The organism is Paenibacillus sp. J31R122, assembly GCF_056269185.1.
Genome location: NZ_JBWDNM010000012.1, coordinates 111269 through 126234, shown reverse-complemented (window position 1 = coordinate 126234; position 14966 = coordinate 111269). Strand labels below are relative to the sequence as shown.

Genomic DNA, 14966 nt, shown 5'->3' with positions numbered 1-14966 from the left:
TGCAATACCCTTACAAAATAACGCCGTCTTTAAAAATAGCGATTTCCTTAAAGCCGTTTCTCTCATTATTAGTTTGAGACTCCCCCGATGCGAGACTAATTAGCTGCTCCCATAGCTCATCCGTCAGAGTCCCCATGCTTTTGTCCTCCAGAAGCTGACCCGCGTTGAAATCGATCCAATTTTTCTTCCGTCCAGCGAGCTCGCTATTCGTCGCAATTTTAACGGTTGGAACCGGACCGCCGAAAGGCGTCCCTCTGCCTGTTGTAAACAAGACAATATGGGCTCCGCCCGCAGACAATGCAGTCACCGATACGAGATCGTTGCCCGGTGCTTCCAGCAAATTGAGCCCGCTATGCGTAATACGCTCTCCATAAGGTACAACGTCCTGAACAATCGCATGTCCACCCTTCTGAGTACAGCCAAGCGACTTTTCCTCCAGCGTGCTTATTCCGCCAGCCTTATTGCCTGGAGATGGATTTTCGTAAATTTCTTGATCATGCCTTATAAAATATTGCTTAAAATCATTTACTAAATGAACAATTTTATGAAAAACCTGTTCATCCGCTGCGCGGTTCATCAAAATCGTCTCGGCTCCGAACATTTCCGGCACCTCCGTTAAAATCGCCGTTCCTCCTGCTGCGATAAGACGATCAGACACTGCGCCAACAAGCGGATTCGCTGTAATGCCTGATAATCCATCCGAGCCTCCGCACTTCAGCCCCAGCTTCAGCTTCGAGACAGGTACCGGCTCACGCTTATACCGCTCTGCATAGATGATCAGCTCATCGATTAGCTCCAATGCATCCTCGATTTCGTCCTCCGCCTCCTGCGACTTCAGAAACTTGATTCGATCTGAGCTATGCTCGCCAATCGCTTGTTTGAACGAATCAATTTGATTATTTTCACAACCGAGACCGATAACAAGCACACCAGCTGCATTCGGATGATTCGCCAGCGATGCAAGCAGCTTCTGCGTATGAACCAGGTCATCACCGAGCTGCGAGCAGCCGAATGGGTGAGCGAAATGAAAGACGCCATCGATCCGTCCCTCGTAAAGCGTATTTGCCCTTCTCGCTATAAGCTCACAGGTTTTGTTAATGCAGCCAACTGTGTTAATAATCCATATTTCATTTCGAATGCCAACATCGCCATTTTCGCGAATGAAGCCTTGGAATGTACGGTCTGCATCAACTGTCGCAGCTTTTCTCTCCGTCACATTAGCCTGTGGCTCGTATGAGTAATCAAGAAAGCCTTTCAAGCCGGTACCCATGTTATGCGTGTGTACCCAAGTGCCGGGCTCGAGATCTTCCTTCGCTTTACCGATCGAGTAGCCAAACTTCAGCACATCATCACCCTTATGAACAGCTCGAGTTACTATTTTATGACCCTTCTCCACATCGTTCAGCAGCTCCAATGTATGAGACCCGCCTTTGCCATCCAGCACCAGCTTATCTCCTTTGGCAAAAGACTGAAGCGCAATAACGACATGGTCGTCCTCATGTAGACGAATCCAGCTATTCATCTGTTAATCCCTCCATTTCTGCTATATTTGAGCTTACCTTAACAGTAAGATCTGGCCACTCTGCTGCTAAATCCATCCCCCAAATTTCTTTTATGCTAAGCAACTTCATCACGCTTTGTTCAGTCGACCAGCCCTGTTCATCCGATTCTAGCCATACATCTGCAATTCTATTAAGCATTGCCGCGTCATCACGCACCATATAGGAAGCACCGCTAAGTGTTGTTCCTTCGAATCCGCTGTTTGTCTGTTTCACCTTGTAATATCTCAATAAGCCGGCAAAGCCTAACGCTAGCCCTGTAGGTATGGACTGTCCGCGCTCCCTAAATGCAAATAAAGATGGAAGCAGACGCACTTTAAATTTGCTTAAACTGTTCATAGCGATGTCGGCCAGCCGATGGCGAATAAATGGATTCAAGAAACGTTCATATACATCCGATGCATAAGCACGCAGCTCTTCAACCGGAATTGGCAGTACAGAAATAATTTCCAGCTCTACCGTATTCCTTACTAGTTCTCCTAGCACCGGATGCTCCATCACTTCGCGAACCTGCTCCATATCCTGGAGCAAGCCTAGCGGAGTCATTAGCGTGTGTGCTCCGTTCAGGATACGCACCTTTCTCAATTGGAAAGGTCTTAGATCATCAACCCAGTGAACATTGAGTCCCGCCTTCTGCAGCGGCAGCAGCTCTTCAAGCTCAGGCTCCGCTTCAATTGCCCATAAATGATACGGCTCAGCTGTGCTCAACATCGAATCCGAATAGCCCCATTCACTAAACCAGGCCTCAGCCTGTGCCTCATCCGGATAACCGGTTACGATTCGATCAACGAGCGAGTTCAGAAAACGGTTATGCTCCACAACCCATTGCTTAAACGCTTCAGAATAACCCCAATCATCGCTATACTTTAAAATACAGCTGAGAAGCTCATCTCCATTACGTTCCAATAACTCACATGGCAAGCAGATTAATCCGCGCTTCGGGTCGCCTTTAAAATAAGTAAATCTTCTATATAACAGCTGAGTCAGCTTGCCTGGGAATGACTGAATCGGCTGGTCCTCGACAAGCTCTTCAGGGCGATAGACAAGACCAGCTTCCGTTGTATTTGAGACGACAACCTGCAGTTCACTACTTTCAGCTAATGCAAGATAATCATCCCAATTGGAATAAGGGTCGAATACCGAGCCGAACACCGAAATAACCTCTTTCCGCTCCACGCTCTCACCATTTTCCAAGCCTCGAATGACCAATGTGTATAAACCGTCTTGTTTAGCGAGCGCTTCGATCTTCGGTTTGCCGCCTGTCCTAGGCTGTGTTACTGCGATACTGCCTTTGTATAGGCCTTGCTTCTTGCACTCGTGAATAATCCAGTCGAAAAAACCGCGTAAAAAGTTACCTTCGCCAATTTGCAGCACGGTTATTGGACCGATGACCGTCTCATCGAAGCTCAATAGCTCTTCTTTATTTAAACGGTTTCGATTCAAGTTTGTCATCGTTTATAAAACTCCATCGCATTTAGCCCAAACAGCCGCTGCTGCTCCTCTTTCGACCACGAGGCTGGAATAGCCGCCTGCAAAATGTCAATAACCTCATCATAGGATGCTGCGAGCAAGCATACCGGCCAATCGCTTCCAAACATTACTCGGTCAACACCAAACACTTCGAGCACATGAGTAATGTACGCCGTAAAGTCGGAAGGCTTCCAATTGCTATGATCAGCTTCAGTCACCATACCCGATAGCTTGCAATAAATGTTCGGATGCGAAGCGATTTGCCTCATTTGGCTTTGCCACGGCTCCATTACTCCGTCACGAATTCTCGGCTTTGCAATATGATCAATTACAGCGCGCAAGCCTGGCACCCGGTCCAGCAGCAAGACAACCGGTTCGAGCTGATGAGATACAACGAGCAAATCAATCGGTACATCTAATTCGGCAAAATAAGTGAGCGCTTCCACAAAGCTAGGCTCAAGCACCGCGTTTGCATCCGGCATCTCCTGAATCATGACACGGAATCCAACAAACTTCGGATGGCCCGCGAATCTTTCATAATGACTGCGATATTCAGGATTAGCAAGATCAAGCCACGCTACTACGCCAACAATCGTATCTTCCGTTTCACTTAACGATAATAAAAAGTCCGTTTCCTCAAGGGTCGCTGCCGCTTGTACGACGATCGTTCCATCTATTTGATGCTTAATTAAGTCCGGCTCCAAATGCTTCGGTAGAAAATCATGATAAAGCACCGGAATCTCCGGCGTTAACCAACCATAATCTTCCCGCTCAATCTTCCAGTAATGCTGGTGTGCATCTAATCTCATTTGATTCGCCTCTTTTCTAAATTTTACTAATCCTCTTCATTATAAAAAACAATATGGATGATTTAAATGTTCAATTAGAGCTTATTTGTACTCTATTTTGATATTTGCTACAATGAGGCTGAATAATACTGAAAGTGAGGTGATTTGGATGAATCCGTACCGTAAAAAGTTCGATACGACAACCGCTTTCCCATTCGAATATGTTTATCAAGATACAAAAAGCGCGCAAAATGAGCTTCCTGACCATATTCACGACTGGTATGAATTTGTATATGTCTATAGCGGTAGAGGAACTTTTTTTATTGATCAAACGATATATGACGCCGTTGCCGGCGACGTGTTTATGATTCCCGGCAATACCATTCATCGTTCCTTTCCTGATCCGGAGGACCCGAAAACATCAACTGCTATATTTTTTAATGCCTCCTTTGTTCATAGCTCGCCGCTCGGCGATTCGTTTTCTTATTTACGCTGCTTTGAGCAAGCCAAACGCAGTAAAACTTACAAGCTATCCGCCAATGCTTCCGAGAAGCAGCAAATCGTACAGTTAATTGAGCGCATCCATAAAGAAAACATAGAGGAAGAGCCGGGCTATCGCCAAGCTATACTGCTTCATGTACAGCATTTATTGCTGCTGCTAAGCCGAAGTATTTCGTCAACGAGCGGTGGACAGGCAGAATCAGCTGCTCCTCCCAGCTGGATGACGAACATTTTAACCTATATCGATGAGCATCTAGATAGCGCGCTTAGCTTATCCCAGCTTGCGAAGCGCGCATCTGTAACACCCGCTCACTTCTCACGTGTATTCAAGAAGCTTACAAGTCTAAATGTAACGGAATATGTAACGACAAAAAGAATTATTCACGCCACTGAGCTATTGCTCGAGACAGACGTTAATATCGCCGAAATTGCTGAGCGCTGCGGTTTCGAGAGTCTGCCCCATTTTCACCGCATGTTCAAGAAGCTGACAGGAATGACCCCGGCTCACTACAAGAAGAATGAATAATTGATCCAAGTGTCAGATACAATTAGCCGAGTCAAAAGGTCTACCTCTCTCATAAGCTATATAGCAATCTATCAATAGCCTGCGAGGATCATGGCAATGTTCTCGCACTAAATCGGAACAAATGACATAGGAAAAAAAGCTGCCTCGCGGCAGCTTTTACATAGATTAATAGGTTCAATTTCTGACCAGTAAGTTAGGCTCCGAACAACCGCATGAGCAATATCCCTGCAAATGCAAGCGTAATTCCCGTCACCTCAACCTTAGTAAACTTCTCCTTCACAACAAACCGTGTATATAGCAGTACAATAAGTACATTAAGTGCCGTAACCGCTGATACGAGACCAGCCTTGCCAAGATCGAACGCTGTCACGATGAACATCATGCCTACCGCATTTGTTATACCGACTGCCAAGCCAACCAGAAAAGTACGTTTGCCGCTCCAGCCTGCTGTTTCTTTGGCCGCCGCCGCGGTCTCAGATGCTGAAAATGCCGATACATGGACCGCGCCGCCTGTGGCTTTTGCTTTATGATATGACCGTTCCTTTTGCTGACTCCGTTCTTTCTGCAAATCTCTCAGCCACCAGATTCCAAAGCAGCTTGCTCCAGTCACGAACATAAAGAACATCGTCGGAAACAATTCCGCTTCCATCATCGTCGACCATTTACCTGACAAATCATTCGCCGCAAATAACAGCATAGCAAGTAAGCCCCACTGAGCACCTTGTAGGTTCCGCAACGAAATATCGTTAGAGAGACGAACAAGCAATACGCCGCCTACGATTACAATAAATGCGATAAGCTGCATAGCATGCAATTTCTCGCCCCATAGAACAAAAGCAATAATAACGACAATGACCGAAGGAAGTGCTGTTAATATCGCCACTAGTGATGCTTTCCCTACCGCGAAGCCTTTAAACATACTTGCATTAGCTCCAAAAGAAAACAGCCCCATTTGAATGCCGATAAGTGCCGCCATCGTCCAATTTGATGAAAAAACAAGCGCACATAATCCACTTATGATGGCTCCCATAGTAAACGTGCCGCAGAGTAATAAATTCCGATTAAGCGGTTTTTGACTGGTCCAATGATACAAGATGCCCCGCAAACCAAAGAAAATAGCTGCGAATACTGAATAAGTAAGCCACATAAGATGAGAAAGCCCCTTTCCAAGCTCATAACAATACGAATGATAAACACAATAGTTCTTATCATAACAAGCGTATTGGATTTTGTCTGCATGGAAAGAGGATTTGTTAACTTAATCATGTTGAATCTCGTAATTACTTGGCTTTAATCTCACGCTGCTCTTCATTCAGCTCGTAAAGTAATTGGCCCGTTGAATCATAGGCGTAGTGCTATGCCTCCAATGACAACAAGAAATGTCCATTCAATAACTTTCAGCGCTTTTCTCATTCTTCCTCCTAATTTATACGTCTAGATCCTCATTATTGTGATGATTGTGAGGAGAGCCTCACTATTTTCACGCCTGTGAGGGAACCTCACTAAATATGATGTTTGTTCACTAATTTCAAAGCTTCTTATTCATTCAATATGAATTAGTGAGGTAAACCTCACTAGCGGTGAAGATATCCTCATGGGGAATGAGGTTTACTTCACTATACCTAATAAGTTACCTTGAATTATTGATATTATTGAGTTTATCCTCACTAAATAGTGAGTTTTCCCTCATAAGCGAAGGTAGCAGATGTAGCATAGGTACCAGATGTAGCTAGGTACCAGATGTTGCACCTATAGCACAGGTAGCGAAGGCAACCGCTGCAGCGAATGCAGCGGTTGCGGCTATTTCTATGATTTGGAGGATCATCATCTTATAGCTTCCTTCTCAGCATCCTCCCAAAATAATAAACAATCATTCCGAGCACTATTAATCCTGAAACTTCGATTACGATCCACATAGGGCTGGAGATCACTCCAAAGGCGACTTTACTCTGCAAATAATCAACAGAGTCGTAATTCTTCATAACACCTGGAACATAATTAAGAGTAAGGAACATACCACGAACAATTTGAAAAGCATAATAAACAAATACAACAATCAGTCCTACAGTAAAAGCTCGAACAATTGGTTTTCTCACTGTCTACCCCCTGCTTTTTCGAACTAGTCCTGCGGCCTTTCTAATGATGTAAATCGAGCCTACAACGAGCATTAAATCAAAACAAACATTAAAGAGAAATAAATGTTTGCCAAGATCAGCTTCGCCATCGCCTAAAAGCGGTACCGCGAAGCCAAACATTCCAATCAGCCCAATTCCAGCGAAAATATCCACTCGAGCACGACCAGCTAAATTTTGTTTTCGCGTATATTCATATACAATTCCAGCATAATAGAGAACATAAATAAGAATGACAAATGCTAATGTATTTGGAATATGCTCACGTTTAAATTGACTCCAGCCGCTGAACGTATACGCAATCGCACCCTTCGGCTTACCTTCTGATTGGTCGTAGCTGCCGAGATAGTACGGTCGAATGGTCATGCCATTCTCCGCTCCGCGCTCCATTTTCTGAATGAAACGTGATGGGTTTTTCATGTAATACAAGAGAACGTCTTTGTGTCCGAGCCTGTTATACAGATGTTCATATAGGATAGGATCATTTTGTTTGATCGCGGTGTCGCCCTGAAAATAATTTGTTCCCGCCAATACCTTTAATTCAACCGGCAATCCAAGTTCCTTAAGTGCGGCTTCTGGATTAGGTGAATCCTTCAATATACCGTAAAACACAGTTTGATATAAATTGATGTTCTTCAGATCCTTGGGCGCTGCAATATACATGACAGCCGTAGCAAATAACAGTACCGCTGAGCTAATGACAATCATTTTGCGCCACGAACGATCCGCTCTTATCGACCAGAAACGCAATCCTATCAAGATTAACAGCAGGCCAATCGGTGCATTTTGCAGCTTGGTGCATACTAGACAGAAGCTTGCTATGTAGAATAGCAGTAATAACCGTTTTGAAGGCTCCTTGCTTTGGACAACAGCAAGACCAAAACCTAACGTCATCAGCATGAATATAAGTGTAATAGCCTCGCCAAAGAAAGAGTTGAAATAAGCGATATAACCAATATCCACAAATACGAATACCGCAATCGCAACCGTGACGGCATTCAGCAGCTTGGATTCACTTTTGTTATATTTCATCCATACATATAGCGCACCTAAATACATTACCGCATACATAAACGATAAAACTCGGATATCAAAAAAATCACCATTCAGCACTCTGCCAACTAATCCAGCTATTAGAACGATAATGATTTGGGTTGAAACGTAGCCGCCCCACTTCGCAGCTGCATATTCATATTGTTGATGAAAATAACTAAAATACCGATCCTGATAAGACTCGTCAGCATCGTAATCTATACCACCTGCCGTCATAATCCGATTAAAGTCACCGTTATCGGCAACACCTATAACCGGTGATAGCATAAGTATGACGAAGAGTATAACAGCTGCAACAATAATAAGAGCAATCTCACTTTTAAACCAACGTTTCTTCAAAATAGCCTCCCGATTTTAAACATTAATTTTTGGATCAATTGATATCTAAGATCCATTTTCCAATATTCTACATTAAACAGACGGCAGAAACTAGTCTTAAGTTTCACCACCTTAAAATTTAGGTGTTGCCATTCCCTAACTCTGTGTATATACTAAAAGTAAGTTATTATATAAAAGTAAGTATAGTGGTTATAAGAAAGCATGGTTACAACTATCCAATAGGAGTGATTATATTGCACACACAAATAGATCCAAATATTACACTTGGTGAAGTTAAATTAAAGGTTAGTCATTTAGAAAGTTCGATACGATTTTATCAGGACGTTGTCGGCTTGAAGATCATGAAGCATAAAGAATCGGAACGTACGGTTTCGTTTTCGGCTGACGGACAAACATCCCTGCTAGTGCTCGAGGAAGTTCCAAATGCGGCTATACCTTCAAGACGGTCAAATGCTGGATTGTACCATTTTGCGATATTGCTGCCGGACCGCATGTCACTTTCCATATCGCTGCGTAATTTGATCCGTTCTGGTATTCCTATCGGACAGGGCGACCATCTGGTAAGTGAAGCGCTGTATATTTCTGATCCTGACAATAACGGCATCGAAATTTACGCTGATCGTCCTCGGGACCAATGGAAGCGTGATGCGAACGGCGACTATGTGATGGCTACCGACCCACTTGCATGGGAAGAGCTGCTCGCGCTTAGCGAAGGCTCAGAATGGAGCGGCTTGCCGCCGCACACAGTTATCGGTCATATTCATTTACATGTTGGCAATTTGAAAACATCAAGAGCTTTTTATGAAGGAAAGCTCGGCTTCGATGTCGTGGGCGACTATGCGCAAATGTCAGCCGTTTTCGTCTCAGCAGGCGGATACCACCACCATATCGGCATGAATATTTGGGCAGGCGAAGGCGCCACATTGCCTCCTGCAAATACGGTGGGATTGAGCTATTTTACAATTATGTTCCCTTCCGTAGAATCCCGTGAAGTACTGCTAAACCATCTTCGCGGCGAAGGCGTTACAGTCAGTGAACAAAACAATGTGTTCGTCGTTCATGACCCTTCAGGCATTGCAATTCATCTTGATTGTAAGCACTGATTATGGTGTTGAGCTCCTCTTATGATTAAGACTATTACTTATAGCTTCTATATAAAAGCGTGGTTTGGATAATCCAGACTACGCTTTTTTTATTTGTAGAACTGGAAAAATAGTGCAACTTCATCTTTCCCATCAGAGTCTATAATCAGTATAAGGAATGGATATGAAATCTTAATATCTTCCTATCATTCATTTGGATAAGATGGTTACTCTTAGCATCGGAGGTAATAAGAATGGCAATGCCAACCCATATTGTAGCAGTAGGCGGTATCGTAGTTAATGAACAAGAAGAAGTCCTTTTGGTGAAAACACAACATGGCGGGTGGGTATTTCCTGGCGGTCAGGTGGAAGCCGGAGAAAATCTAATGGATGCATTAGAAAGAGAAATAAAAGAAGAAAGCGGTATCGACACCACTGTTTCTCACTTGATAGGCGTTTATTCGAATACATCCCTATATAAATGGCATGACGGTGTTACTGATGTTCCTACTAAAGTCATATTGGATTATGCGTGTAAGGCCATTGGTGGACAATTGTGTACTTCAGAGGAAACATCAGATAGTCGCTGGGTTGCAAAAGATAAGGTGCTTGATATAATTACAGCGCCCGCGATCCGTACCCGCTATCAAGCCTATTTGGACTTCGTCGGAAATGTACATTATATGGAATATGTAACAAAGCCCGAATTTGAATTGAAACTGAAACGGAATGTATAGCTCGGCATTTTGGTGCTAGAAGAAATTCAGAGATGTTATTTTGAAATATAATTCAATACGTTTATTTTTCATGAAAAACATATTTAGATCGTCATGGAGTATAGATCATTATAGAAATTCCATTGTATTTCATTTAGGTTTTTGCTACTATCTAGATTAGATATCCAATAACTTCCACAATTCAACGATTCAAGAAGAGTGGTACCGCGAAGGTTAAACCTATCGCCTCTTTGCAGGTGATAGGTTTTTTCTGCTTTATTATAAAAAACTAAAGGCAGGTGTTGTGGCAGATGAAGCAAGTTATTGAGTATTATTCTATTTTTGATGAATGGGGAAGGTTGGATAGAGAACCATTGGAGTTCACTATTAATATGCACTTTATTAGGAAGTACCTCCCTGCATCTGGAGCTGTGCTTGATAATGGGGCAGGACCTGGGAAATATGCAATTGAATTGGCGAAGCTTGGATATAACGTAACTCTCTCCGACCTAACTCCTAAGCTGGTTGAAATAGCAGAGCAAAAAGCTTCTGATCATGGACTAACACAACAATTTAATGGATTTCATGTGTTAAACGCAACACATCTAGATGGAATACCCGATGAGATATATGATGCTTCTTTGATGCTAGGCCCTCTATATCATTTACAAAAAGAAGAGGAAAGAATATCAGCCATTAAAGAGCTGCATCGTGTGACTAAGAAAAACGGCATCGTATTTATCGCTTTTCAAAGTCGGATGAAGATGACCATTACATCCTTGAAATATCCTCAATTTTGGAAACCTAATGACAGCATGGATGCAATAAACGAGTTCTATGAAAATGGTGTGTTTAATCATACTGATAAAGGCCGATTTACAGGAGCCTATTATTTTAACATTGATGAAATAAAACCTTTTATAGAGAGCTGTGGATTTGAAACCATTGATTTAATTGGTTCTTCCAGCATTGCATCCATGTTGACAGACGAGCAAAAGCAGCATTGGGCAGATCAGGGAGAGTACGATAACTTAATTAAATTTTTTATTGCCTTGGCTAACGATCCCTCCGTTCTGGGAATCTCCTCTCATCTGTTATATATAGGGAGAAGGACGTAATTAGTATGAACTTTGCATTTCATGAGATTCATCGGTAGTCGTTCTAAATGAGGTGCACTTGTGTACCTCATTTCGGAACAATTACGGCATTTCGGGATTATCGTCCACACTCTCCATTCCCCCTCCTCCTCCTCTAGACCGACCCACAAACCTGCTCAAGACGGTACTCTCATCGGATGGCTTTGTTATAAAATATGGATAGTCTCAAGAACGGCTGAAGTCCAAGTGAATGCTTCAGAAATATGTTTTGCATCACAAAATTTGTGCATATGCTTTCGAAGTGAGCTTTGCTTTACAAAACATTAGGAGGTTTATCCTATGCCCGTATTGGAAGTACGTCATCTGCAGAAATCGTATGGATCAGTTAGCGCTGTATCCGATATTAGCTTTTCAGTGGAAGCCGGGGAAGTGTTCACCATCATCGGACCAAATGGAGCAGGCAAGACGACTACGTTAGAAATGATCGAAGGACTTCAAACGCCGGATTCGGGTCAAATCATGTTTGGTCCTTTATCGTGGGCGAGGAATAGCGAGCAAATTAAAGTCTCGATCGGAGTACAGCCTCAATCAGGGGCTTTATTCGATTTATTGACAGTTGAGGAGAATCTCGACTTGTTCGCCACCTTCTACCCAACATCAAGATCTACTGCTGAAGTGCTGGAAATGATTAGCTTAACCGACCAACGAAATAAACATGTGAAAAAGCTGTCTGGTGGACAGCGGCAGCGGCTCGCGATTGGACTTGCGATGATTAATGACCCTACGCTGATTTTTCTCGATGAGCCGACTACGGGTCTTGACCCACAAGCTAGGCGGAACATTTGGGATATTATTTTGAAGCTGAAGGAGCTTGGCAAAACAACAATTCTGACAACGCATTACATGGAGGAAGCCGAGAAGCTCAGCGATCGCGTGTGTATTGTCGATCAAGGCAAGGTCGTTACGATAGATACACCTGCTGTTCTAATCGAACGTTTGACGAAGGAAAGAGAGGTTCGCCTTTCCTTGATTGATGGAGAAGCAGCGGCCATTGAAACGGAGAAGTTTGCAGGCCTCCACCCCGCCGTTGTCCGAACCAATCGAGAAGGCTCATCGCTTCAGCTGTGGACAACGCAGCCTGAGGATACATTATATGAGCTATTCGGATTTACGAAAGATCGCGGTTTTCGAGTCGAGCAAATCTCAATTCGTGAGATGAGCCTCGAAGATGTGTTCATTGCCTTCACCGGCAAAGAATGGAGGGACTAGATGAATAGCAGCAAGCAATTTTCGAAAATGTTCACTGCCCAAATCAAAATGATGTTTCGCGAAAAGCAGGTATGGTTTTGGAACATCTTTTTCCCTGTCATTTTGATGGTGATATTTATGGTTATTTTCGGAGGCGGCTCCAGCAGCAGCTTTAAGGCGACGATAGCCGTTGTTGATCCACACCCAAACGCTACATCTAGCATGCTGATGGAGCAGCTTCGACAAATATCGGTATTTGAATTTAAGGAAGAGCAGCCGGTTAGTAAGGAGAAGGGTACAGAGTGGGTTGAAAATCAAGATATCGATGCGCTTATCGTACTCCCAGAATCGGACAGTGCTACGAAGCTTCAGTTAATCTTGAATAAGGAAGCAGAAAAAGGGGCCTCCGCACAAGCGATTTCCGGTATTTTGGACAAATTTATTCAACAAGCTAACTTCGCTATAGTCGGCGCCTCACCCACCTTCAGCATGACGATGGACTCCGTTTCTTCCGGCGCTGACGATCTTAACTACGAGGATTTTCTTCTTACCGGAATGATTGGCTTATCGGTTGCTCAAGGCGGATTGTTCGGTATGGTTGATCTCGTAGAAATGCGGCGGCGCGGTCTGATGAAGCGGCTACGAATGACACCGGCGAAAATGGGACTATATGGATTAGCAGGTATGCTTGTCCGACTCGTGCTTGGCGTTATTCAAATCATCATTTTATCATTGATTGGCGTGTTTGGCTTTGGCGCTAACCTGCATATTAATGTATTCAGCTTAGTTATTGCCTTTATTGCGGGCGGACTGGTCTTTAATGCGATGGGGTATTTATTCTCTTCGTTCAGCAAATCGATTGAAGCTTATATGGGAATGGCCAATATTGCGAGCATGCTTATGATGTTTCTCAGTGGCGTATTTTTCCCGCTCGAATCGTTACCCGCATGGCTTCAGCCGGTTACGCAAATGCTGCCACTTACCTATTTCGTCGACGGTATGCGAGACGGTCTTATCTACGCCGCTGGCATAACCTCCAGCTCTTTCTGGATCGGAATGGGAATCATGGCATTATGGGGCATCGTATCCTTCTTAGTAGGCTCGCAAGTGTACAAGGCTAAGTCAATTGCAGCTGCAAGATAAGGACGAATGCTGCTATCCCAAGATATAAAAACGATTTGGAGAGGGAGCTACTTTCAGTCCTCTTACTTGCGCTCAACCTAGCATATAGTTAACTGTAAGCTCAAAAACTGTACTTACAGCTGTCAAACTAACCAAATATGAGGCTGTAAGCCCGGAATCGGGCCTTACAGCCTCAACTAATTAAAACAAAAGGGAATGGTATTTCGTCATGCTCCTACACAACCAGCTAATCTATTGTCTGAACTTATAACATTACACCGGTTGCATATAGCCTTGCAGCATTTGGTCCATGACCCAGCTCGTTCGAGCGGCGCTTTCCCCATGACTGGGACTTGCGGCTCCACCATTAAGCTCGTCCACGATTGTTTGGATTAAATGCTGCTGAATGTGCTGCGGTCTCTTCGCCTCAAACTCCATAAGGCCCTCTTCCGTCATAAGTACAATCGGCTCGTCACCAAAGGTCGAGAAAATAAGCTTACCTTTACTTCCCACTATCTCATTGATGTCAGCATTCTCGAACGCAGTAAAACACCATACTCCTGCCCCTTGAACGCCTGATTCGAACAAGAAGCTTGCCGAAACAATATCCTCTACGGCGTATAACCCTGCCTGATTGCCTGCGTTTCCAGTTGCCGCTTGAATAGGACCCAATAAAAAATCCATGATATCAAGCGTGTGACTAGCCAAATCAACAAATAAACCGCCGCCCGCAATGGCCTTGTCCAGACGCCACGGCAAAACCGCATCCTCTGATTGCACATAAGCTTGCTTGCTTTGCTTCATCGTAACGAATCTAACGTCGCCAATAGCGCCGTTCTCAATCAGTTCTTTTATTCGGATAAAGCGAGGCAACGCCCTTCTATAAAAAGCGACAAACAGTGGAACAGCTGCTTCCTTGCAGCATTCTATCATCTGCTGACATTCCTTGAAATCAAGTGCCATCGGCTTCTCGACATAAACAGGCTTCCCTGCTTTCGCGCATTTCAACACATATTCCTTATGCTGTGCTGGCGGCGTTGCAACATAAATAGCATCTACTTCTGAATCTTGAATGAGCTGATCAGCATCATCATACCATTTGGATACTCCATGCCGCTTAGCATAGTCTTCGGCCAGCGCACTGTTACGACGCATAACAGCAACTAGTTCACTATTGTCTGCTTTCTGAAAGCCGGGTCCACTCTTCACCTCGGTCACATTACCGCAGCCAATTATTCCCCACCGAATGGTTTTCATTGTATAATCGCTCCTTATCTACTGACTAATCCTTAACATGACATTCGATAAGGGGCTTCATATTCCTGCTTGTTTA

Annotated in this window: 13 protein-coding genes; 6 read left to right on the top strand and 7 right to left on the bottom strand. The window is 43.9% G+C overall.

All coding sequences use genetic code 11. The annotated features are described in order from the left end of the window. Positions 1 to 10 precede the first annotated feature (10 nt). The 3 genes from AC0YN7_RS19860 to AC0YN7_RS19850 are packed head-to-tail and all read right to left on the bottom strand — an operon-like array spanning position 11 to position 3838. Positions 11 to 1522 carry a UxaA family hydrolase gene (locus AC0YN7_RS19860; RefSeq protein ID WP_475811765.1) on the bottom strand — a complete coding sequence of 504 codons (1512 nt, stop codon included), beginning with the start codon at positions 1520 to 1522 and terminating at the stop codon, positions 11 to 13. Further along, positions 1515 to 3011, bottom strand: a complete 1497-nt coding sequence (locus tag AC0YN7_RS19855; RefSeq protein ID WP_475811764.1) for a tagaturonate reductase — start codon at positions 3009 to 3011, stop codon at positions 1515 to 1517. The genes AC0YN7_RS19860 and AC0YN7_RS19855 overlap by 8 nt, the downstream gene beginning before the upstream one ends. Next, positions 3008 to 3838 (bottom strand): amidohydrolase family protein, encoded by an 831-nt coding sequence (locus AC0YN7_RS19850; protein WP_475811763.1) that lies wholly within the window; start codon positions 3836 to 3838, stop codon positions 3008 to 3010. The genes AC0YN7_RS19855 and AC0YN7_RS19850 overlap by 4 nt, the downstream gene beginning before the upstream one ends. A 148-nt stretch (positions 3839 to 3986) precedes the next feature. On the opposite strand from AC0YN7_RS19850, the gene AC0YN7_RS19845 reads away from it, so the two are divergent. Beyond that, the gene (locus tag AC0YN7_RS19845; RefSeq protein WP_475811762.1) at positions 3987 to 4844 is read left to right on the top strand and encodes an AraC family transcriptional regulator; all 858 of its coding nucleotides are present in this window, start codon (positions 3987 to 3989) and stop codon (positions 4842 to 4844) included. 193 nt (positions 4845 to 5037) lie between these two features. Here the strand turns inward: AC0YN7_RS19845 and AC0YN7_RS19840 are convergent, their stop codons facing one another. The 3 genes from AC0YN7_RS19840 to wsfD all read right to left on the bottom strand — a co-directional run bounded on the left by AC0YN7_RS19840 (position 5038) and on the right by wsfD (position 8368). After that, a complete protein-coding gene (locus AC0YN7_RS19840) occupies positions 5038 to 5991 on the bottom strand; it encodes an EamA family transporter (protein ID WP_475811761.1) in 954 nt (317 codons plus the stop codon). Positions 5992 to 6673: 682 nt separating this feature from the next. Beyond that, complete coding sequence (locus AC0YN7_RS19835; protein WP_475811861.1) at positions 6674 to 6928, bottom strand: hypothetical protein; 255 nt, start codon at positions 6926 to 6928, stop codon at positions 6674 to 6676. A 15-nt stretch (positions 6929 to 6943) separates the two neighbouring features. Beyond that, entirely contained in the window at positions 6944 to 8368 is a 1425-nt protein-coding gene (wsfD, locus tag AC0YN7_RS19830; RefSeq protein WP_475811760.1) for a glycan biosynthesis hexose transferase WsfD, read from the bottom strand. Between the two features lie 233 nt (positions 8369 to 8601). Here wsfD and AC0YN7_RS19825 point away from each other — a divergent pair, with 233 nt between their 5' ends. The 5 genes from AC0YN7_RS19825 (at position 8602) to AC0YN7_RS19805 (ending at position 13654) form a co-directional block, all read left to right on the top strand. Next, positions 8602 to 9471: a VOC family protein gene (locus AC0YN7_RS19825; protein WP_475811759.1), complete on the top strand. Its 870-nt coding sequence runs from the start codon at positions 8602 to 8604 to the stop codon at positions 9469 to 9471. A 233-nt stretch (positions 9472 to 9704) separates the two neighbouring features. Further along, a complete protein-coding gene (locus AC0YN7_RS19820; RefSeq protein ID WP_475811758.1) occupies positions 9705 to 10187 on the top strand; it encodes an NUDIX hydrolase in 483 nt (160 codons plus the stop codon). Positions 10188 to 10477: 290 nt separating this feature from the next. Next, positions 10478 to 11284 carry a class I SAM-dependent methyltransferase gene (locus AC0YN7_RS19815; RefSeq protein WP_475811757.1) on the top strand — a complete coding sequence of 269 codons (807 nt, stop codon included), beginning with the start codon at positions 10478 to 10480 and terminating at the stop codon, positions 11282 to 11284. 318 nt (positions 11285 to 11602) lie between these two features. Next, a complete protein-coding gene (locus tag AC0YN7_RS19810) occupies positions 11603 to 12532 on the top strand; it encodes an ABC transporter ATP-binding protein (RefSeq protein ID WP_475811756.1) in 930 nt (309 codons plus the stop codon). Continuing rightward, the gene (locus tag AC0YN7_RS19805; RefSeq protein ID WP_475811755.1) at positions 12533 to 13654 is read left to right on the top strand and encodes an ABC transporter permease; all 1122 of its coding nucleotides are present in this window, start codon (positions 12533 to 12535) and stop codon (positions 13652 to 13654) included. Positions 13655 to 13906: 252 nt separating this feature from the next. Here the strand turns inward: AC0YN7_RS19805 and AC0YN7_RS19800 are convergent, their stop codons facing one another. Then, a complete protein-coding gene (locus tag AC0YN7_RS19800) occupies positions 13907 to 14890 on the bottom strand; it encodes a Gfo/Idh/MocA family protein (protein WP_475811754.1) in 984 nt (327 codons plus the stop codon). Positions 14891 to 14966: the final 76 nt, after the last annotated feature.

Excerpts from the sequence above, each read along its gene's own strand:
- AC0YN7_RS19805 (WP_475811755.1), top strand. The coding sequence starts at position 12,533 with ATGAATAGCAGCAAGCAATTTTCGAAAATGTTCACTGCCCAAATCAAA.
- AC0YN7_RS19850 (WP_475811763.1), bottom strand. The coding sequence starts at position 3,838 with ATGAGATTAGATGCACACCAGCATTACTGGAAGATTGAGCGGGAAGAT.
- AC0YN7_RS19860 (WP_475811765.1), bottom strand. The coding sequence starts at position 1,522 with ATGAATAGCTGGATTCGTCTACATGAGGACGACCATGTCGTTATTGCG.
- AC0YN7_RS19810 (WP_475811756.1), top strand. The coding sequence starts at position 11,603 with ATGCCCGTATTGGAAGTACGTCATCTGCAGAAATCGTATGGATCAGTT.
- AC0YN7_RS19840 (WP_475811761.1), bottom strand. The coding sequence starts at position 5,991 with ATGTGGCTTACTTATTCAGTATTCGCAGCTATTTTCTTTGGTTTGCGG.
- AC0YN7_RS19855 (WP_475811764.1), bottom strand. The coding sequence starts at position 3,011 with ATGACAAACTTGAATCGAAACCGTTTAAATAAAGAAGAGCTATTGAGC.
- AC0YN7_RS19845 (WP_475811762.1), top strand. The coding sequence starts at position 3,987 with ATGAATCCGTACCGTAAAAAGTTCGATACGACAACCGCTTTCCCATTC.
- AC0YN7_RS19820 (WP_475811758.1), top strand. The coding sequence starts at position 9,705 with ATGGCAATGCCAACCCATATTGTAGCAGTAGGCGGTATCGTAGTTAAT.
- AC0YN7_RS19800 (WP_475811754.1), bottom strand. The coding sequence starts at position 14,890 with ATGAAAACCATTCGGTGGGGAATAATTGGCTGCGGTAATGTGACCGAG.
- AC0YN7_RS19815 (WP_475811757.1), top strand. The coding sequence starts at position 10,478 with ATGAAGCAAGTTATTGAGTATTATTCTATTTTTGATGAATGGGGAAGG.